Source organism: Halomonas sp. DP8Y7-3, from assembly GCF_019801675.1.
GTDB classification, from domain to species: Bacteria; Pseudomonadota; Gammaproteobacteria; order Pseudomonadales; family Halomonadaceae; genus Halomonas; species Halomonas litopenaei_A.
Window position 1 is genome coordinate 219,742 of record NZ_JAHVIO010000001.1, and the last position, 18,933, is coordinate 238,674.

Sequence of the window (18,933 nt, forward strand, 5' to 3'; positions counted from 1 at the left end):
TACGCCGCCACTTCACCAAGACCAGGACGTCAATCTGCCCATGCTCAAGCGCTACATTCCTATCCTGGCCTGGCTGCCACACTATACGCCGCGACTGTGTGGGAGCGACCTCCTGGCAGGGATCATCGTCACTGTCATGGTGATTCCCCAGTCACTCGCCTATGCCATCTTGGCTGGACTTCCCGCGGTCGTCGGACTCTACGCCAGCCTGCTGCCGGCGGTGGCCTACGCCGTGCTCGGCACCAGTCGCTCTCTCGCCGTTGGCCCGGTCGCCATCATCGCTCTGATGACGGGGGCGGCGCTGTCCAATGTGGCAACCCAGGGGACATCCGCGTATATCGAAGCCGCCTTGGTCCTGGCCCTGCTGTCCGGCCTCATGCTAACGCTGATGGGCTTTCTGCGTCTTGGCTTCTTCGCCAATTTCCTGAGCCACCCGGTCATCGGAGGGTTTCTGTCGGCGTCAGGCCTGCTGATCGCGATCAGCCAGCTGTCGCACTTGCTCGGCATTGATGCCGGCGGCTACACCGCATTGGCGCTGATCACCCATCAGGTACAGCAGTTGGATCACATCAACTGGCCGACCCTGGCGGTAGGCGCCTCGACCCTGCTGTCGCTATGGCTGATGCGCGGATACGGCGTGGCCGCCCTGACCGCGCTGCGGCTACCTGAGGGCCTGGCCAGGTTGCTGGTCAAGGCGGGTCCGGTGGTGGCGGTGGTAGTGACGACGCTCCTCAGCTGGCAGCTTGACCTGGCCCGCTACGGGGTCGCCACCGTAGGTCAGATCCCCGCTGGTCTACCCTCCCTCGCCATGCCGAACATTGATCTGCCGCTATGGCACGCGTTGCTGGTACCCGCCATGCTGATCAGCGTGGTGGGCTTCGTCGAATCGATCTCCATGGCCCAGATGCTGGCCGCCAAGCGCCGTGAACGTATCGCACCCAACCAGGAATTGATCGGCCTGGGGGCAGCCAATCTGGCCGCTGCCTTCAGTGCGGGCATGCCGGTCACGGGAGGACTGTCACGCACGGTCATCAACCAGGAGTCCGGTGCCCGCACGCCCATGGCTGGCCTGTTTGCGGCGCTTGGCATTGGCACGGTGACCCTGGCATTGACCCCGCTGCTCGAGCACCTGCCGATTGCAACGCTTGCCGCGACCATCACCGTGGCAATTCTCACGCTGGTGGACCTTCCGCTACTGCGCCAGACATGGCGCTACTCACGCAGCGACTTTTCAGCGTTGGCGGTGACCATGCTGCTGACCCTGGTGGAAGGTGTCGAGGCCGGCATCATCGCGGGGGTCAGCCTGTCCATCGCCTTGTTCCTGTATCGCACCAGCAAGCCCCATAGCGCTATCGTGGGGCGCATCCCCGGCAGCGAGCATTTCCGCTCGGTCACCCGTCACGAGGTCGAGACTGTCAGTCACCTGGCGCTGTTTCGCGTCGATGAGAGCCTGTACTTCGCCAACGCACGTTATCTGGAGGACACGCTCTACTCGCTGGTGACCCAACGCCCGGAGCTCAGCGATGTCGTGCTGATCTGTTCCGCCGTCAACCTGATCGACGCTTCCGCGCTGGAGAGCCTTGACGCCATCAACGCCAGACTCAAGGACTCACGGGTCACGCTGCACCTGGCCGAGGTCAAGGGGCCGGTCATGGACCGTCTGAAGCATTCCGACTTCCTCGATGCCCTGACCGGGCGAGTGTTTCTGAGCACCTTTGCGGCCTGGTCCGAACTGCGGCGCCCGCGAGACTGAGACACTCTGAACCAGCCCCCTGAACGACACCCGGGCCAATGCCTAACCCGTCGGCACACCCAAGGCCTTAGGCGAATGTCGAGCGCTGCGCCATTCAGGTAAGATGGCGGCGTGATACATGGACGGGCCACGAGATGGAAGACTCACCCAAGCAGAACCTCGCCATCAGCGCCTACCGCTGGCTGAAGCAAGACATTATTCGGGGCACCTTCGCGCCCGGGGAAAAACTCCTCATGGCGGGACTCAAGGAGCGTTATGAGCTGGGCGTCGGTCCCTTGCGGGAAGCGCTCTCCCAATTGGTCGCTGATCGCCTGGTGGTGGCGATCAGCCAGCGCGGCTATCGCGTAGCCCCCATGTCCCTGGCGGAGCTGGCAGATCTCTACGACGCCCGTGCCCAACTTGAGGGACTGATGCTCGAACTGGCCATTCAGCGTGGCGATGATCGCTGGGAAGCCAATATCATTGCCACCGCCCATACCCTGGCCAAGGTGGAAAGCGTCAGCTCCTCTGATGAGCTGCTGGACCTGTGGGACAAGCGCCACAAGGCGTACCACAGTGCCATTGTGGCCGGCTGCAACTCACCTCACCTGATGCAGGTGCGCGAAGCACTGTTCGACCAGGTAGAGCGCTATCGACACCTGTGGCTGCGCGAGACCGTTTTCTCGAGCCAGGCCCTGGCCGCCAAACGCGATGAGCACGCAGCACTGACCGAGGCAGTGCTGTCACGACACACGCAGAAAGCGCGACAGATGATGCGGGACCATTTGATGACCCCGGTACCCATCATCACCGACGTGATGGCCAAACGTGGACTGAGCTGAAGCCTGACTCCCCCCGACTGGGCCGGCGCTGCTACCTCGGAGGTGAGGAAGACAGCGGCGGCTGCAAGGTCCATCATCGCTAGGGACGCGCTGCGTGCATCAGCTGAGCGGCGAAAGGCGCCCGCAGCGCAGAATCCGGAGCCTAGGCGGTAGAGATGGGGAGTTCGAGCAGCGCGTAACGCAGCGAATCGGCGGTGCAGGCATTCATTGTTTCCTTAGGGCTTGTCACCGCAGTGTCATCGGGTAATCCTATGCTTTCCATGAACATGTATGACGCTTGCGTCGCTACCGGAGAGACATCATGCCCCACTTACTGAGATTTTCACGGGAGCTGGAGGCTCGCCTGGACCTACTGGCAGAGCGCACGGGCATGACCAAGGCGGCTCTGATCGAGCGTCTGGTCAGCGAGGGTGCCGAGGTACTTGAGGCAGAGCTGGCACAGCAGGGCGCCGGCAGCGAGCGCGCCGAACGCTCCATTGATCAACTGCTGCGAGAAAGCGGGCTAGGCGCCTGACCTTTCGCCAGCGTCGTCCTTTCCCGGGACTCTTGCGCTCGCGCCAGAGCGGCACGGGGGTCTCGGGGATAGTAGCGTTCGGGCTGACGGGCCACATGGGGGAAGAACCGGGTATCCTTGTACGGCATCTTCATGAATCCTGAGATGCCCAACCCTTCTATCAGTTTCACCGCATCCACAATATCTTCCAGACAGTCCCTGAACTGCTGCTCTCTCGACGGATCCAGCAATCGGTAGTGATGATGAATTTTCAGGTGTGAAGGCAGCACCTCGAAGATGATCATTCCGGTGTGATGAATATCATTGAGCGCCTGCAGCGAACTGATGATGGCGTCGGGTAACACCAGTAGCTCTTCAGGATCGGGACCATCTTCAAAGTAGCTGTGCAGGCGAGAGCGATCCTCCAGCTCAGGGACGGCACTGACCTCGTAGGACAGGGCAAGCCCCGGGTCCACCACGAAAGGATGTTCGGGAGAGCTGCGTTCCAGATGCAAGGTGTCTCTTGCGTTGAACAGACAGCTTTTAAAGATGCCCCGGCGGTGTATCGCGCGCGCCAGCGTGACCATGTTGTTGACGGCGGCCACGAACGCCACTTTCACCTGCGGGTCATGTACGTTCAGCGACGAGTCGATGTAGACGCCATCCGCTTCCCAACGAACGGCGAGTCCTCCCACGACAGGGTATTTGCCCAGCCGGCTGACCGCTGCCAGAAACGCCTTCTCTGTCTCCCCCATGCCCTGCATGAAGTTACGGTAGTAGCGGTCAAGCTGGACGTCGTTGACGTCGGCCAGGGTCTCCTCGACCCCCTCTTCCCGCAGAAAGGCCTTGCGTGAGCTGTAGACCACCGTGTCAATCTCCCGTCGGGCGGGACGACTCCACACCGGCACCAGCGGTGATTCCTGTGGCAAGGGGAGCTCCAGCATGACCAGGCGTCCCATCCGCGGCATCTCGGCGATAAAGTGATCACCCGCCTTGACCCTGACCTCTGGGTCAGGGTCGAGCATGCCATCCAGGGTCCTGGCAAACTCCATCGGAAGACCCAACGAGGTCGCCGGAATAGCGCGATGACCAAACCGGCAGGATTGTGCGGACGCCAGCGCATAAAGGGTCCCGGCGGCACCCTGCTCGTCAAATCGCGGCGATGACAGGGCCCCTCCCAGCTGCTCTTCACCGATGAAGTAGACGTCGCCTAGACGGGCATTGGTCTGCTGCAGGTTGTCTGACATCAGTTCCATCACATTGGCGCTGACAAACTGGCGTCGGGCATCCAGCTGAGCAAAGACCGAAGAGCCCCAGTCGATCAGCGCCACCGTCTCGTCGCGGGCATCGAAGACCAGGTTGGAGGGTTTGATATCGCCATGCACGACTGGCCGCCGTGGCGCCCCCGCGGGAGTTGTCTCCCGTCGCAGCTCACGCAGGATATCGGCCAGCTGAGTGGCAATCCGTATCACCAGACGCGGCGACAGGCGCCCTTGTTGCAGCGAGACTTCTTCGAGATTGAGTCCTGGTGCACGTTCCATCACCAGGATGGGCTGATGCCGCACCCGCTGATAGGCCACCAGGGCAGGCACTCGGGGATGGACCACCTGTTCAAGCATGAAGGCTTCTTCCTCCAGCCTGTCCTGCAGGTGCTGGGGCAAGGTTACCCGGGTGAACTTGAAGACGTAGTGGTGCTGCTCGGCGCTGATGCCGGCGAAGACAAACCCGTAGGCACCCTTGCCGATCAGCTCGATCTGTCGATAGCCCAGCTGCTCCAGCTGCTGCTGACACAGCGCGACCCATTCCTTCAGCTTGCGTGCATCGTCCTGACTCAACAGGTAGATGGACTGATCTTCCGGAATGTAGAACTGCTGCAACGGTGCTGGGGCCATGGTGCTTCCTCCACCCTACCCCAGGCGCCAGGCGCGCCTCACGCCTGGCCCCAGGTAGCCTACAGTGAACCTGATCAGGCCAGGTGCAGCAACATGCTTTCAGGGGCTTCAAGATACCCCTTCCAGGCGTTGCAGAAGCGTGCAATGGTGCCACCGTCAAGCAAGCGATGGTCGCCCGCCCAGGTCGCCGTCATGATGGCGCGCCGCATCACATTGCCCGCGTCATCAAAACGCGGTAGCCACTGGGTCTTGCCGATGGCAACAATCGCAGACTCGGGTACGTTGATGATAGGCGCCGCATAGGTACCCCCGATCGCGCCAATATTGGAGATACTGATGGTCCCGCCCTTGAGATCTGACGCGGACACGCGCCCTTCCCGCGCCGCGGAGGTAAGTCGCTGTACCTCACCGGCAATCTCGAGCAGCGTCAGGCGTTCACACCCCTTGATATTCGGTACCATCAAGCCGGCCTTGCCATCTACCGCCATGCCCACATTGCACTGGCTGGGGTAAAGAATCTGGGTGACCTGATCATCAAGTCTCGCCTGCACAATCGGGTAGTCCTTCAATGCCAGCGCCAGCGCCTTGATGAAGAATGGCATCACTGTCAGCCGTATCTCTTGCTTCTCCGCGACAGGTTTCAACCTCTCACGCAGCGCCAGAAGCTCGGTGACATCGATCTCCTCCCCATACTGAAAATGGGGAACCGTACTGGCCGCCGTGACCATCTGCTTTGCCATGGCTGCACGCACGCCGCGCAATGGCTCGCTGCGCTCCACCGCCGACGACTCAGAGCGGTCCGCTTGGACGGGCTGATGCGAAGCGTCACGGTGTTGCTGGTCGTCCACCTGCTGCCCCTGCTCCAGGAAGGCCAGTACATCATGCTTGAGCACGCGACCGTCGCGACCACTGCCTGGCACCTCTTCCAGACGAAGTTGATGCTCCCGCACCAGCCTGCGCACTGCCGGACTGGCCGGCACTCGGCCGAAGGCTCCGCGCCCAGCACCCCGCGCTTCATGAGCGCGCTGCTCGCGAGTGGCCGCGCCAGCGATGGTTGCTGATGCGCTCGATCCCTCCGCGGTGGGCCGGGACTCGGCGCTGTCAGCGGGAGCTGCCTGCGCGGCTGGCCCAGCGGGCCCTTCTTCCACGCCATCGGCAAGATACCCGAACAGCGGCGCATGTACCTTCGCCATGTCGCCCTTCTCTGCATACAGCGCCTCGACCACACCGTCCTCGGGGGCGGTGATCTCGACCATAGCCTTGTCGGTCATGACGTCGACCAGGCGCTGGTCTTCACAGATCGAGTCACCGACAGCCACGTGCCATTCGACCACCTCACACTCGACGATGCCCTCACCAATGTCCGGCAGCACAAAGTCCACCCGGCGTCTGTTCGACGCTGTGGCAGCAGGCGCAGTCTCTGCGGAGCAGGCCGCGTCCTGCTGTCCATTGAGCGCATCACCGCCCGCCTCGTCGGCATCGCCAGCAGCAGCCTCCGAGTCACCCTGATAGGCAAAAAGCGGAGCATGAACACGCGCCATTTCCCCTTTGGCCACATGCAGGCGAGTGACCACGCCAGCCTCGGGAGCGGTAATCTCCACCAGCGCCTTGTCGGTCATGACCTCGACGACCGGCTGATCCTCTTCGATGCGATCGCCCTCGGCGATCTTCCACTCCATGACCTCACACTCGACGATCCCTTCGCCGATGTCAGGAAGCTTGAATTCCGTCATTTCGTGACTCTCCCGGCGCCGTCTCAGTAGTGGAGTGAGGCGGTGATGGCTTCATAGATCTTCAAGTTATCGGGCAGGTACTCTTTCTCCAGGATCAGCGGAAATGGCGTATCCAGCCCGGTCACCCGTCGAATCGGCGACTCCAGATAGAGGAAGCAGCGCTCCTGGATCGTCGCCGCAATCTCGCCGGCGAAACCACCGGTGCGAGGCGCCTCATGGGTAATCACCAGCCGGCCGGTCTTGAGCACGGATTCGACCACCGTGTCCTCATCCCAGGGAAGAATGGTGCGCAGGTCAATGACCTCACAGGAGATGCCTTCCTTCTCTGCCATCTCGACCGCACGCTCGATGACCTCCATCTGGGCGCCCCAGCCCAGCACTGTGACGTCGGCTCCCTCCTTGATTACCTCAGCCTCCCCGATAGGCAGCTGATAATCGCCTTCAGGCACGTCACCGGTCGAGGCGCGATACAGGCGCTTGGGCTCGAAGAACAGCACAGGATCCGGATCCCGGATCGCAGCCAGCAGCAGTCCCTTGGCCTCATAGGGATTACGGGGTACGACAATCTTTAACCCCGGGGTGTGGGCGAAATAAGCCTCAGGGGACTGGGAGTGATAGAGCCCGCCTGAAATGCCGCCGCCGTAGGGAGTCCGAATGGTCATCCCACCGACATTGAACAGGTCCCCTGAACGAAAGCGAAACTTGGCCGTTTCATTCACTATCTGGTCGAACGCCGGAAAGATGTAGTCGGCGAACTGGATTTCGGCCACTGGCACCGAGCCCTGGGCAGCGAGACCGTTGGCAAAGCCGATGATCCCCTGCTCGACCAGCGGGGTGTTGAAGCAGCGCGCCTTGCCGTACTTTTCCTGCAAATGACTGGTGGCACGGAAGACCCCGCCAAAGCCTCCCACGTCCTCGCCGAAGCACAACACGTTGTCGTCTTCGGCCATGGCAATGTCGAGTGCCTGGTTGATGGCCTGCAGCATGTTGATGGTAGGCATGTCAGTCTCCTCCCTGGCTGTCATCATCCTGGCCTAACGCAGGATCCAGGGAACGCGCTCCCCGGGGGTACGCATCGGGATAGCGACGGACGTGCCGCTTCAACTCATCAAGCTGACGCTGCAAGGCAGGCGTCACATCGGCATATACATCGGTGACCATCGAGTCGATGGGAGGTGGCGGCCGCTTCTCGGCGCGCTTCATGGTGTCGAGCACCTCACGCCGCAGTTGGTCCTGCAGCGCCTTCTCCTGCTCTTCGTCCCACCAGCCCTGGGCTTCGAGCCACAGCTGCATGCGACGGATCGGATCCTTGGCGCGCCAGGCGTCCTCTTCCTTGCGCGAGCGGTAGCCGGAGGGATCATCCGAAGAACTGTGGGCCGCCAGACGGTAGGTCATGGCTTCGATCAATACCGGCTTGTTGTCTTCCACCGCGATCTTTCTGGCCAGCTCGGTGGCCCGGTAGACCGCCAGCACATCATTGCCATCGACCCGGATCACATGCATGCGATAACCCAGGGCTCGAGGTGCCACCCCATCGGCGGCAAACTGTTCGACGGATGGGGTAGAGATGGCATAGCCGTTATTGCGGCAAAAGAAGATGACCGGCGCTTCATGCACTGCAGCCATGTTTAGGGCTGCGTGGAAGTCGCCCTCTGACGCGGCACCCTCGCCAAAATAGACAATGGTGCACAGGCCATCGCCGGCCAACTTTTGCCCATAGGCAAAACCCGTGGCTTGGGGAATCTGAGTCGCCAGCGGCGACGAGATGGTCATGTAGTGCAGCTTGCGCGACCCATAGTGGATCGGCATCTGGCGTCCCTTGCCATAGTCCAGCTCGTTACCGAACAGCTGATTCATGAACTCATCAAAACTGAACCCTCGGTACATCAGGGCGCCCTGCTCCCGGTACTGGGCCATGATCATGTCAGCGTCATCCAGGGCCGCGGCGCTGCCGATGACAGCGGCTTCTTCCCCGGTGCATTGCATGTAGAAGCTGAGGCGTCCCTGGCGCTGAGCCGCCAACATACGCTCGTCCAGAACCCGCGTGGCCAGCATGGCACGATAGATACGCAATGCCTGGTCACGCTCCAGTGCCGGGCCTTCGGCGCCGTTGTACAGGGTGCCGTCCTGAGAAAGAACGGCATAGGTTGCAATCGAATATTCGTCGCCAGCCAGAAAGTCCGGGCTGTGCGTTTGTGCGGTCGTTGTCATCGCGCTGTTCCTTTGCCCCTTATGGGGGCAGTGTTGTCGTTATTTCTTCCCCCTACCAGGGGATCGCCCATAGTGGGGTCAACGCACGTTGTTGACGTTAACGTAAACTGATTCACGTGACTAGCCACGACTTTGGTCGAAAATCTAGGCGATAACAGCGGTCGTTAGCGTGATAGCCAGAACATCATGCTGGGAACCACCCAGCCTTCAGCAATAGCTCCGGCAGCCTACGAACAGACGCACCGTCCAAACAGCCTGCAAGGCAGGCCGTCGGTGCGCCAGCGGGAGAAGAAGAACGTCGAACGGTAGGGAAACGTCTAACGAGCGTAGAACGTCTAACGCGAGGAAAGTCGTGCGAACACGCTATCGACTGCCAACGCCAGCAGTGCGATCAACAAGGCACCCTGCACGATGTAAGCCGTATTGCCGTTCACGATGCCAGAGATGATGGGATCACCGAGGTTGCTCGAACCGACCGTGGCTCCCAGGGCTGCCGTCGCGATATTGATCGTCACGGAGGTGCGAATACCCGCCAGGATGACCGGCGCAGCCAGCGGAAGCTCCACCTGGCGTAGGATTTGGCCGCCGGTCATGCCCATCCCCCGGGCCGCCTCCAGTACCGAAGGTGAGATACCCTCGATACCGGCCAGGGTGTTACGCACGATGGGCAACAAACCGTAAAGCAACAGCGCCACCACGATGGGCAAGGTGCCGAAGCCAAGTACCGGTACCGCCAGCGCCAGCACCGCTACGGGGGGGAACGTCTGGCCCAGCGATGCCACTTGCGCGACCAGTGGCAGGAACTCTCGCCCGGCCGGGCGGGTAACGGCAATCGCGCCTAGCACGCCCAACAGCGTGGCCAACGCAGCTGCGATGGTCACCACCAACAAATGACGGCCCAGCAAGACGAGAAAGTCCACCCGAGCGTAAACCACGTCTCGGCTGTCGGGCTCAAGCCAACGAAAGACGGGTTCGAACAGGGACATGGCCAGACAGCCGACCAGCAATAGCGCGCACCATACGAAAGGCATCAGCCAACGTCGTGTCAGGACATCAGTCATTGACGCGGGCTCCCACCAGGCGCCGGAAGTTAAGCTCACCGATCGGGATGTCGTCGTCATCGACAACCGCCAGCCGCTCGACTCGCCGCCACAGCATGACCGACAGTGCCTCGCGAAGCGAAGCGGTCTGATCGATGCGTTCACGAGCCACCCCACCTGCCCCAAGGGGCACCATTCGCTCGCTGACGGGCAACAGCGCAGCCTCTTTGAGACCACGGTCTTCCCCACCCAACAGCGAAGCGACAAAGTCATTGGCAGGCTCGCGCAGTAGCTGCAGCGGATGGCCCTGCTGAACGATGCGGCCTTCATGCATCACCACCAGGCGATCCGCCAGCCGCAGCGCCTCATCCATATCGTGAGTCACGAAGACAATGGTCTTGCCCAGCCGCGCCTGGAGATCCCGCAGCTCCAGCTGCAGTGTCTCCCTGGTGATCGGATCCAGGGCGCCAAAGGGTTCATCCATCAGCAGAATGTCCGGGTCCGCTGCCAATGCCCTGGCCACGCCCACTCGCTGAGCCTGTCCCCCGGACAGCTGGTCCGGATACTTGTCGGCGTAGCCGGCCATGGACAGGCCAAGCAACGACATCAACTCCTCTACCCGAGCATCGATGCGCGACTTCGGCCACTTGAGCAGACGCGGCACCAGACCAATATTGCGAGCGACCGTCCAGTGAGGAAACAGCCCAGTGCTCTGAATCGCATAGCCAATACGGCGCCTGAGTACGTCCTCGCGAAAACTGCGAATGGGCTTTTGGTCGATGTGAATCTCACCCTCGCTATGTTCAATCAATCGATTGATCATCTTCAACGTGGTCGACTTACCGCAGCCTGACGTCCCCACCAGACAGCAAAACTCACCGCCGTCTATTTTCAGCGAAACATCATCGACCGCCACGGTATGATCGAACCGCTTAGTGATATGAATGAGTTCGATCATCGTGTGACTCCCCGACCAAGACGCCGTGAAAGATTACCCAACACACCATCGGCCAGCATGGCCATGACCAGGATGGGAAGTGCTCCGAGCAGCACCAGGTCCATCGCCGCTTGCCCCAATCCCTGGAAAATAAAACGTCCAAGCCCGCCGGCACCGATCAGCGCGGCCACCGCCGTCAGGCCGATAGCCTGCACCGTGGTAATCCGCACGCCTTCGAGCAGTACCGGCAGCGCCAATGGCAAGCGCACCTGCCAGAACATCTGCCCTCGACTCATGCCCATGCCTCGTGCCGCCTCAATCACTCCACGATCGACACCCTCCAGCGCCACAAAGGTATTACGCACCATCGGCAACAGGCTATAGGTCACCAGAGCCACCAAGGCCGGCGCCCAACCGATGCCACTGATACCGAGCTGATCCAGCCACGGAAAACGCTGCGCGGCCCAGGCCAGGGGCCCTAACAGCAGCCCAAACAGGGCCAGGCTGGGAATCGTCTGCATGAAATTGAGCACCCCAAACCCGGCGCGCTGCAGCGCTGGAAGGCGACGCATCAACAGGGCCAGTGCAGCGCCCAATGCCAGGCTAAGCGCCACCGTCGCCCCGACCAGCAACAGGTGTTCCCCCACCGCTAGCCAGAAGTCGTCCGCCCGCCCCCGATACTCCTGCCACAGGGCGAGACGATCGAGACCAAGAGGAAGACATAGCGCGGTGACAACCAGCGGTACGCAGAGGCATGCGATATACAGCCCTGCAGGCCAGCGCTGGCGAGTCCTCAGATCCAACAGCGCCAGCAACAGCACGAACAGCGTGCACCAGGCTCCCGCCCCGATTCCCAAGCGCGCCTGTGGCAGCTGCGGGTCGACAAGTTGATGAACGCACAGCACTAGCCATAACGGCAGGCCCAACAGTGCCAGCAGCACGAGTCCCAGTGAACGCCATCCTGGATCGGGCTGGCGCGCGACCCAGCCCGCCAAGGCCATGGGAAGACTCGCCAGCACAGCCATCGCCGGCCCCGCCACTTGCCAGGCATAGACAGCGTCACCCGGGACGATGCGGTTGGGAGCGCTGCTGGCCACCGGCAAGCTCCACCATGCGATCAGGCCCAGCGCCATCAATGTCAGCAACACGATATTGCCGCCACGGCGGCTTGCCACTGTCGTGATAATGGATCAGTCCTCGAGGGTCGCCAGATAATCTGCTGCCACCTTGGCAGGATCGAGGCCATTGACGGCCACATCCCCATTCAGGCGCTGCAAGGTTTCCAGGCTCAGCGACTCGAATACGGGTGCCAGAGCTGCGGCGATCTCAGGGTGGTTATCCAGGGCGGCACGCCGAATCACCGGAGCTGGCTGATACACCGGCTGCACCCCCTTGGTGTCCGTCATCACGACCAGGTCCAGCGCCTGCAGGCCGCCATCGGTGCCATAGGTCATCGCTGAATTGACGCCGCTGGTCTGTTGCGCCGCAGCCCGCATGGTGGCAGCGGTATTACCACCGGAAAGCACCAGCAGGTCGTCATCGTCGAGGGAGAATCCATAGGCCGCTTCGAAGGCAGGCAGGGCGAAGGCAGATTCAACGAAGTCGGTACTGGCGGCCAGCTTGTAGTCGCCGCCGTCATTGATAAAGCTCGCCATGTCCTCCAGGGTCTCGAGTCCGTTTTCCCTGGCGACGTCGCCGCGCACGCTGATCGCATAGGTATTGTTGGCCGACGCGGGGGTAAGCCATTCCAGGCCCAACTCGGCATCCTTGGCCTTCATCGTATCGTAGGCTTGTTGCGCATCGTGCCACACGGGGCTGTCGGTCATGTCATGAAAGAAGGCGCCATTGCCGGTGTATTCCGGGTAAATGTCGATCTCGCCATTGAGCAGCGCCTCACGCACGATGCTGGTGCCGCCTAGCTGCAGTCGATCCTCGACCTCCAGGCCTGCCGCCGACAGACGCTGCAGGATCATCTGGCCAAGAACGGACCCTTCGGTATCAATCTTGGACGACACCACCAGAGCATCATCTGCGTAGGTCTGCGTAGCCACGGCAGAGCTCAACATCGTGGCCACCACTGCGGCCGACACTAAGGGACGCTTCATTATTCTCACCTGATTCCATGTGAATGTATGCTGAAGTATATGGAGATGACCCAACGCCTGCAGGACGTTCTGCCAACGTGAGTCCACCATGCCACCACGCCAGACCGCAAGCGCCAATCGGCCGGGACACACGCCCCGCCAATCCTCAACGCCGCATTCCCTTCAGTCGGGTGCGGTCAACTCGCTGACGCCGACCGGCCGTGATCTGGCCTGGTTGCTGGAAGCACCAGACCTGGTGCGCTCACGCTGGGGTGGCCGCCCGACCCTTGACGAGCTCGGCCTTCACACCCGCAAAGCCCGCCACCAGCTGCTGTTGCAGGCACTTGACCCGCTGCCCATTGCGACCACGGACACCCACTTGGGGTTATTACCTCGGCTTGGACAATATCATGAAGCGCTTTGGCAGTTTTTGCTGGCCACGGCACCGGGCACCGAACTAGTGGCACACAATGTGCCTATTCGAGAGGACCGCCGAACCCTTGGCGAGCTGGACCTGCTCTATCGTGATACCGCCGGCGGCCTGATCCATCTGGAGGTTGCCATCAAGTATTTTCTCGGCCTGCCAGAAGGGCCAGGCCGCCAGGATGACACCAGCAGATGGATCGGCCCCGGGGGGCTCGACAGCCTGGCCCTGAAGCTGACCCACCTGGAGCGTCATCAACTTGCGCTACTGTCCACACCACACCGGCGACAGCTGTTGAATGAAGCACTGGCGAGCAGCAAGGGACATTCAGGCGGTGCTCCGAACCCACCCCCCATCGAGGACACCATCAAGGCCCGTCTGGCCATGCCAGGCGTGCTTTTTTACCCATGGCAGCATCACATGCCGCCTCCTCGACAGGCGAACGATCATGTTCTCGAGGGTATCTGGTGTCATTGGCGTCACTGGGGCGAGCTATGCCGCCAGCATGCCACGCTGCGCTTCGGCGCATGCCTGACCAAGCCCCATTGGTTGGCGCCACCTCCCCCGACACAATGGATGCCACGCAGCACCCTGAGTCGATCCCTGGCCGCCCACTTCGCCACCTACGCCTTTCCCGTGCAGGTCATGCTGTGTGATGACCCTGCCCGTGTGGAGCAGGACATTCTTGCCATCGATCGCGGCGGGCAAGCTGCCTACAAAAACGCGCCGTCCGCGTTGAGCGGACGACGCATCTTTGTGGTCGACGACAGCTGGCCTCACCAGGTACCACTACCACCGCGAAGCCCGGCCTGACGCCATTGTCGCCAGGCCGACAGTCAGCCGCGATCCACCACCCAGTGGGTGCCTTCACGGGAGTCCTTGAGAATGATCCCCTGAGCCGCCAGTTCATCGCGGATACGATCCGCCTCAGCGAAATCGCGAGCCTTCTTCGCCTCGGCGCGCGCAGTGATCTGGGCATTGATCTCATCGTCAGACAGATCGACAGCCCCCCCTCTCAAGAACGCAGCCGGGTCCTGCGTCAACAGGCCCAGTATTCCCCCCAGTCGCTTCAACTCGAGGGCCAGACCGGCCACGTCAGCGCTCGTGGTGCTGGCATCGCTCTGCTCCGCCTCCTTGCGGGCACGATTGAGTTCGCGCACCAGCTCGAACAGCACAGACAGGGCCTCGGGCGTGTTGAAATCGTCATCCATGGCAGCGGTAAAGCGCGCGGCATAGTCACCCGGCCCCACTTCGATTTCTGCAGGAAGCTCGATGCCATCAAGCGCGGTATAAAAGCGCTCGAGGGACTTGCGCGCTTCACCCAGGGCGTCGGGCGCATAGTTGATAGCACTGCGGTAATGGCTTGCCACCAACAGGAAACGCACGACCTCGGGGTCGTGTTGCTCGAGCACCTCGCGGATCGTGAAGAAGTTGCCCAGGGACTTGGACATCTTCTCGCTATCGACCCTGACCGCCCCGGCATGCATCCAGGTATTGACGTAACGCTGGCCGGTTGCCGCCTCGCTCTGCGCGATTTCGTTCTCGTGATGAGGGAAGGTCAGGTCCGGCCCCCCACCATGAATGTCGAAGGTATTGCCCAGGCAGCAGGTGGACATGGCAGAGCACTCGATGTGCCAGCCGGGACGACCTTCGCCCCACGGCGACGTCCAGCTGGCCTCGCCGGGCTTGGCCCCTTTCCATAGCACGAAGTCGAGAGGATCTTCCTTGTGCTCGTCCACCTCGACGCGGGCGCCCGAACGCATCTCATCCAGATTACGGTTGTTGAGCTTGCCGTAATTCTCGAACTTGCGTACCCGATAATAGACATCACCGTTGCCCGGAGCATAAGCAAAGCCCTTGTCGATCAGCACCTCGATCATGGCAATGATCTCGGCAACATGACCGGTAGCTCGCGGCTCCTGGTCAGGACGCTGAACGAACAGGCGGCCCTCGTCCTCATGCATGGCATCGATCATGCGCTCGGTCAGCTCGCCGATGCTTTCGCCGTTCTCCTCGGCGCGACGCAGGATCTTGTCATCGATATCGGTGATATTGCGGACGTAGGTGACATCATAGCCACGATGACGCAGGTAGCGACTGATGACGTCAAAGGCCACCATCACGCGAGCGTGGCCAAGATGGCAGAAGTCATACACCGTCATGCCACAGACATACATCCGAACCTTGCCGGGCTCAATCGGTGTAAAGACTTCCTTGGTACGGGTCAGCGTGTTGTAGATCTGCATGTCAGCCCTTCTTCTGCATCTTGGCCCAGGTGTCTTTCAGACCGACCGTGCGGTTAAACACCAGGTGGTCTGGACGGCTGTCGTGACGATCGGCGCAGAAGTACCCCACTCGCTCGAACTGGTAGCGGTCTTCATTGTCGGCATTGGCCAAGCTCGGTTCACCAATCCCCTTCACGGTCACCAGCGACTCTGGGTTCAGGTGATCGAGGAAATCCGCGTCCTTGTCCTTGTCTGGCTGCTCGACCAGGAACAGGTTGTCGTACAAGCGAACTTCCACAGGAACGCCATGACGCGCGCTTACCCAGTGGATGACGCCCTTGACCTTACGTCCCTCCGGGTTCTTGCCCAAGGTATCGAAGTCAACACTGCAGCGCAGTTCCTCGATCTCGCCCTCCGCGTTCTTGATAACCTCATCGCAACGTATGACGTAACTGTTGCGCAGGCGGACTTCCTTCCCGGGCGCCAGACGGAAGAACTTCTTGGGCGGCTCTTCCATGAAGTCGTCGCGGTCGATCCACAGCTCCCGGTTAAACGGGATCTTGCGCACCGGCATATCTTCACGGGCGGGGTGGCCAGGCACCTCGTAGACTTCCTCGTGGTGCTCGTCCACGTTCGTCAGCACCACCTTGAGCGGGTTGAGCACGCACATGGCGCGAGGCGCATTGTCCTCGAGATCCGAGCGGATGGCGTGGGTCAACATGGCAATATCGACCAGGCCGCCGTCAGCGCGGGTCACCCCGATCATCTCGCAGAACTTGCGCAAAGACGCAGGGGTATAGCCCCGCCGACGCATGCCGGAGATGGTCGGCATGCGCGGATCGTCCCAGCCCTCGACGATGCCATTGTCCACCAGCAGCTTGAGCTTACGCTTGGAGGTCAGCGTGTAGTTGAGGTTGAGTCGAGCGAACTCGATCTGGCGCGGCTTGGTCGGCACTGGCAGCTGATTCAAGAACCACTCGTACAGCGGACGGTGGTCCTCGAACTCGAGGGTGCAGACAGAGTGCGTAATCCCCTCAATGGCATCGGACTGACCGTGGGTGAAGTCATAGGAAGGATAGATCTTCCACTTGTCTCCGGTCTGGTGGTGATGGGCATGCCGAATACGATAGAGGATCGGATCGCGCAGGTTGATGTTGGGCGACGCCATGTCGATCTTGGCCCGCAACACCTTCTCGCCTTCGGCGAACTCGCCCTGGCGCATACGCTCCAGCAGATCAAGATTCTCGTCGGCACTGCGGTCGCGATACGGGCTTGGGCGGCCAGCCTCGGTCAGCGTACCGCGGTATTCGCGAATCTCGTCTGGTGACAGATCGTCGACATAGGCCTTGCCTTCCTGGATCAGATACTGCGCCCAGGCGTACAGCTGATCGAAGTAGTCAGAGGCGAAGCGAATGTCTCCCGCCCACTGAAAGCCAAGCCAGCTGACGTCTTCCTTGATGGCGTCAATATAGGCCTGTTCTTCCTTGGCCGGGTTGGTGTCATCAAAGCGCAGATGACAGTCACCACCGAATTGCTCCGCGAGCCCGAAATTGAGACAGATTGACTTGGCGTGGCCGATATGCAGAAAGCCATTGGGCTCCGGGGGAAAGCGCGTCACGATCTTCTGCGACTGTCCGCTCTCGATTTCCTCGCGAATCTGGTTGCGAATGAAATTCGGCGCGCTGCTTGTCTCGGTGGTCATGTTGATGGATCAACCTCTGGTGGTGTACGGGCGTTGAGGGGCTAGCGGTCGCCCCCCGACTTCGCGCTGCGAAGCAAAACCGCTATTATAGCGTCACGCTAGGGCACGGCGCCAAGCCGTGCAGAGAACGAGAAAGGTGCCGACAGGCACAACACACCCAACAGGACCACTCAATGATCATCTTGCAGACCAATTTCGGCGACATCACGATCGAGCTCAACCACGACGAAGCGCCGAAAACCGCTGCCAACTTCGAGCAGTACGTTCGCGAAGGCTTTTATGATGGCACCCTGTTCCATCGCGTGATCGACGGCTTCATGGTCCAGGGCGGTGGCTTCGACAGCAACTTCGAGCAGAAGCAGACCCACGCTCCGATCGAAAATGAAGCCGACAACGGCTTGAAGAACGTGACTGGCACCCTCGCCATGGCGCGGACCCAGGACCCCCACTCTGCCACTGCGCAGTTCTTTATCAACGTTGCCGACAATGATTTCCTGAATCATACCGGCAAGAACATGCAAGGCTGGGGCTACTGCGTCTTCGGCCGCGTGGTCGAGGGCATGGAAGTCGTCAATCGCATCAAGGGTGTCTCCACCACTCGTCGCGGCATGCACGCTGACGTCCCGGCCGAGGATGTGATCATTCAGCGCGCCTATATCAAGGACGACGCCTAAACACCCACCTCAGCCCTCTCCAGGCCCATGCTTGGCCTGGAGGGTCAAGGATTACGCCATGGGCAAGACGACACTTCTGATCTCGGATCTCCATCTGCACCCCGGTGCCCCTGACATTACCCGTGGATTTTTGGCGTGGCTCGAGGAAAATCGCGGCACCGACGTCGATCTGTATCTGCTTGGCGATATCTTCGACGCCTGGATCGGCGATGACCTGATGCTGCTGGGGGATGCTGACCCCAGTGGCCATGCCCGCCTCGCCTGCGCGGTCGCCGACCAGCTCAAGGCAGCCAGCGATCGGGGCACGCGCATCTACCTGATGCACGGCAATCGAGACTTCCTGCTGGGCAGCGACTTTGCCGAGCGAGCCGGTGCCACCTTGCTGAATGACCCTCAGCGGATCGAGCTTGGCGGTGAACCGACGCTGTTGATGCATGGTGACAGCCTCTGCACCCGGGACGAGGCCTACATGGCCTTCCGGGTTAAGGCAAGGGATCCCCAGTGGCAGGCTTCCATCCTTGCGATGCCGATTCCCGAGCGATTGGCGCTGGCCAGCCAACTCCGTCAGCAGTCCGGTGAAGCCAATAGCACGAAGGCCGCCGACATCATGGACGTGACACCTGACGAAGTCCTGTCGGCGATGCAGCAGCATGATGTAAAGCGTCTGATCCACGGACACACGCACAGGCCCGACGTGCATCCACTGACGCTCACCGCGGCGGATGGCAGCAAGACCCAGGGCCAACGCATGGTAATCGGCGACTGGTCGAGCAACGAAGGGTGGGAAGTACGCATCGACGGCGATGGCGCTCCTGCTCTCAATCGCTTCACCTTCTGAGCAAGACACCGATCGTGCGCAGGCCCCGCCTGTCTGCACTGGCGAGACACCACTGGCGGCACCAACACGCCGCCAGCGGCTTCCATGGGCAGGAAACGCTGACGCC

The 18,933-nt window shown here is 61.3% G+C and carries 16 protein-coding genes; 6 read left to right on the top strand and 10 right to left on the bottom strand.

All coding sequences use genetic code 11. The features are described 5' to 3' along the window. The first annotated feature begins 40 nt into the window (after positions 1-40). From KUV86_RS00995 to KUV86_RS01005, 3 genes are all read left to right on the top strand, one after another. A complete protein-coding gene (locus KUV86_RS00995; protein WP_222483299.1) occupies positions 41-1,753 on the top strand; it encodes a SulP family inorganic anion transporter in 1,713 nt (570 codons plus the stop codon). A gap of 134 nt (positions 1,754-1,887) precedes the next feature. Then, the gene (csiR, locus tag KUV86_RS01000; RefSeq protein ID WP_206939004.1) at positions 1,888-2,574 is read left to right on the top strand and encodes a DNA-binding transcriptional regulator CsiR; all 687 of its coding nucleotides are present in this window, start codon (positions 1,888-1,890) and stop codon (positions 2,572-2,574) included. A gap of 301 nt (positions 2,575-2,875) precedes the next feature. Then, complete coding sequence (locus KUV86_RS01005; RefSeq protein WP_222238538.1) at positions 2,876-3,088, top strand: hypothetical protein; 213 nt, start codon at positions 2,876-2,878, stop codon at positions 3,086-3,088. Here the strand turns inward: KUV86_RS01005 and KUV86_RS01010 are convergent. The 8 genes from KUV86_RS01010 to KUV86_RS01045 all read right to left on the bottom strand — a co-directional run bounded on the left by KUV86_RS01010 (position 3,055) and on the right by KUV86_RS01045 (position 12,985). Next, complete coding sequence (locus KUV86_RS01010; RefSeq protein ID WP_222483300.1) at positions 3,055-4,959, bottom strand: protein kinase domain-containing protein; 1,905 nt, start codon at positions 4,957-4,959, stop codon at positions 3,055-3,057. The genes KUV86_RS01005 and KUV86_RS01010 overlap by 34 nt on opposite strands. Positions 4,960-5,033: 74 nt before the next feature. After that, a complete protein-coding gene (locus KUV86_RS01015; RefSeq protein WP_222483301.1) occupies positions 5,034-6,692 on the bottom strand; it encodes a dihydrolipoyllysine-residue acetyltransferase in 1,659 nt (552 codons plus the stop codon). Between the two features lie 23 nt (positions 6,693-6,715). Then, complete coding sequence (locus KUV86_RS01020) at positions 6,716-7,693, bottom strand: alpha-ketoacid dehydrogenase subunit beta (protein ID WP_222483302.1); 978 nt, start codon at positions 7,691-7,693, stop codon at positions 6,716-6,718. A gap of 1 nt (position 7,694) precedes the next feature. Then, positions 7,695-8,903: a thiamine pyrophosphate-dependent dehydrogenase E1 component subunit alpha gene (locus KUV86_RS01025; RefSeq protein WP_222483303.1), complete on the bottom strand. Its 1,209-nt coding sequence runs from the start codon at positions 8,901-8,903 to the stop codon at positions 7,695-7,697. A 335-nt stretch (positions 8,904-9,238) separates the two neighbouring features. After that, positions 9,239-9,964, bottom strand: coding sequence for an ABC transporter permease (locus KUV86_RS01030; protein WP_206939025.1), 726 nt, complete (start codon positions 9,962-9,964; stop codon positions 9,239-9,241). Beyond that, positions 9,957-10,901: an ABC transporter ATP-binding protein gene (locus KUV86_RS01035; protein ID WP_222483304.1), complete on the bottom strand. Its 945-nt coding sequence runs from the start codon at positions 10,899-10,901 to the stop codon at positions 9,957-9,959. The genes KUV86_RS01030 and KUV86_RS01035 overlap by 8 nt, the downstream gene beginning before the upstream one ends. After that, positions 10,898-12,028 (bottom strand): ABC transporter permease, encoded by a 1,131-nt coding sequence (locus KUV86_RS01040; protein ID WP_315900951.1) that lies wholly within the window; start codon positions 12,026-12,028, stop codon positions 10,898-10,900. The genes KUV86_RS01035 and KUV86_RS01040 overlap by 4 nt, the downstream gene beginning before the upstream one ends. Positions 12,029-12,070: 42 nt before the next feature. Then, entirely contained in the window at positions 12,071-12,985 is a 915-nt protein-coding gene (locus KUV86_RS01045; protein WP_222483305.1) for a glycine betaine ABC transporter substrate-binding protein, read from the bottom strand. An 88-nt stretch (positions 12,986-13,073) separates the two neighbouring features. Here KUV86_RS01045 and KUV86_RS01050 point away from each other — a divergent pair, with 88 nt between their 5' ends. Beyond that, positions 13,074-14,201, top strand: a complete 1,128-nt coding sequence (locus tag KUV86_RS01050; RefSeq protein WP_222483306.1) for a DUF1853 family protein — start codon at positions 13,074-13,076, stop codon at positions 14,199-14,201. A 23-nt stretch (positions 14,202-14,224) separates the two neighbouring features. Here KUV86_RS01050 and cysS read toward each other — a convergent pair whose 3' ends face one another. Together cysS and KUV86_RS01060 are read right to left on the bottom strand one after the other, a co-directional pair. Further along, complete coding sequence (gene cysS / locus KUV86_RS01055; protein WP_222483307.1) at positions 14,225-15,634, bottom strand: cysteine--tRNA ligase; 1,410 nt, start codon at positions 15,632-15,634, stop codon at positions 14,225-14,227. A 1-nt stretch (position 15,635) separates the two neighbouring features. After that, entirely contained in the window at positions 15,636-17,315 is a 1,680-nt protein-coding gene (locus tag KUV86_RS01060) for a glutamine--tRNA ligase/YqeY domain fusion protein (RefSeq protein ID WP_222483308.1), read from the bottom strand. 173 nt (positions 17,316-17,488) lie between these two features. Here KUV86_RS01060 and KUV86_RS01065 point away from each other — a divergent pair, with 173 nt between their 5' ends. Continuing rightward, positions 17,489-17,989: a peptidylprolyl isomerase gene (locus KUV86_RS01065; RefSeq protein WP_206939037.1), complete on the top strand. Its 501-nt coding sequence runs from the start codon at positions 17,489-17,491 to the stop codon at positions 17,987-17,989. A gap of 58 nt (positions 17,990-18,047) precedes the next feature. After that, complete coding sequence (locus tag KUV86_RS01070) at positions 18,048-18,827, top strand: UDP-2,3-diacylglucosamine diphosphatase (protein ID WP_222483309.1); 780 nt, start codon at positions 18,048-18,050, stop codon at positions 18,825-18,827. Positions 18,828-18,933 lie beyond the last annotated feature (106 nt).

What these genes read in the sequence shown, in the direction of transcription:
- KUV86_RS00995 (WP_222483299.1), top strand. Translation starts at nt 41, where the DNA reads ATGCTCAAGCGCTACATTCCTATCCTGGCCTGGCTGCCACACTATACG.
- KUV86_RS01010 (WP_222483300.1), bottom strand. Translation starts at nt 4,959, where the DNA reads ATGGCCCCAGCACCGTTGCAGCAGTTCTACATTCCGGAAGATCAGTCC.
- KUV86_RS01045 (WP_222483305.1), bottom strand. Translation starts at nt 12,985, where the DNA reads ATGAAGCGTCCCTTAGTGTCGGCCGCAGTGGTGGCCACGATGTTGAGC.
- KUV86_RS01070 (WP_222483309.1), top strand. Translation starts at nt 18,048, where the DNA reads ATGGGCAAGACGACACTTCTGATCTCGGATCTCCATCTGCACCCCGGT.
- KUV86_RS01050 (WP_222483306.1), top strand. Translation starts at nt 13,074, where the DNA reads ATGCCACCACGCCAGACCGCAAGCGCCAATCGGCCGGGACACACGCCC.
- KUV86_RS01030 (WP_206939025.1), bottom strand. Translation starts at nt 9,964, where the DNA reads ATGACTGATGTCCTGACACGACGTTGGCTGATGCCTTTCGTATGGTGC.
- KUV86_RS01035 (WP_222483304.1), bottom strand. Translation starts at nt 10,901, where the DNA reads ATGATCGAACTCATTCATATCACTAAGCGGTTCGATCATACCGTGGCG.
- KUV86_RS01020 (WP_222483302.1), bottom strand. Translation starts at nt 7,693, where the DNA reads ATGCCTACCATCAACATGCTGCAGGCCATCAACCAGGCACTCGACATT.
- KUV86_RS01025 (WP_222483303.1), bottom strand. Translation starts at nt 8,903, where the DNA reads ATGACAACGACCGCACAAACGCACAGCCCGGACTTTCTGGCTGGCGAC.
- cysS (WP_222483307.1), bottom strand. Translation starts at nt 15,634, where the DNA reads ATGCAGATCTACAACACGCTGACCCGTACCAAGGAAGTCTTTACACCG.
- KUV86_RS01005 (WP_222238538.1), top strand. Translation starts at nt 2,876, where the DNA reads ATGCCCCACTTACTGAGATTTTCACGGGAGCTGGAGGCTCGCCTGGAC.
- KUV86_RS01015 (WP_222483301.1), bottom strand. Translation starts at nt 6,692, where the DNA reads ATGACGGAATTCAAGCTTCCTGACATCGGCGAAGGGATCGTCGAGTGT.
- KUV86_RS01060 (WP_222483308.1), bottom strand. Translation starts at nt 17,315, where the DNA reads ATGACCACCGAGACAAGCAGCGCGCCGAATTTCATTCGCAACCAGATT.
- KUV86_RS01065 (WP_206939037.1), top strand. Translation starts at nt 17,489, where the DNA reads ATGATCATCTTGCAGACCAATTTCGGCGACATCACGATCGAGCTCAAC.
- csiR (WP_206939004.1), top strand. Translation starts at nt 1,888, where the DNA reads ATGGAAGACTCACCCAAGCAGAACCTCGCCATCAGCGCCTACCGCTGG.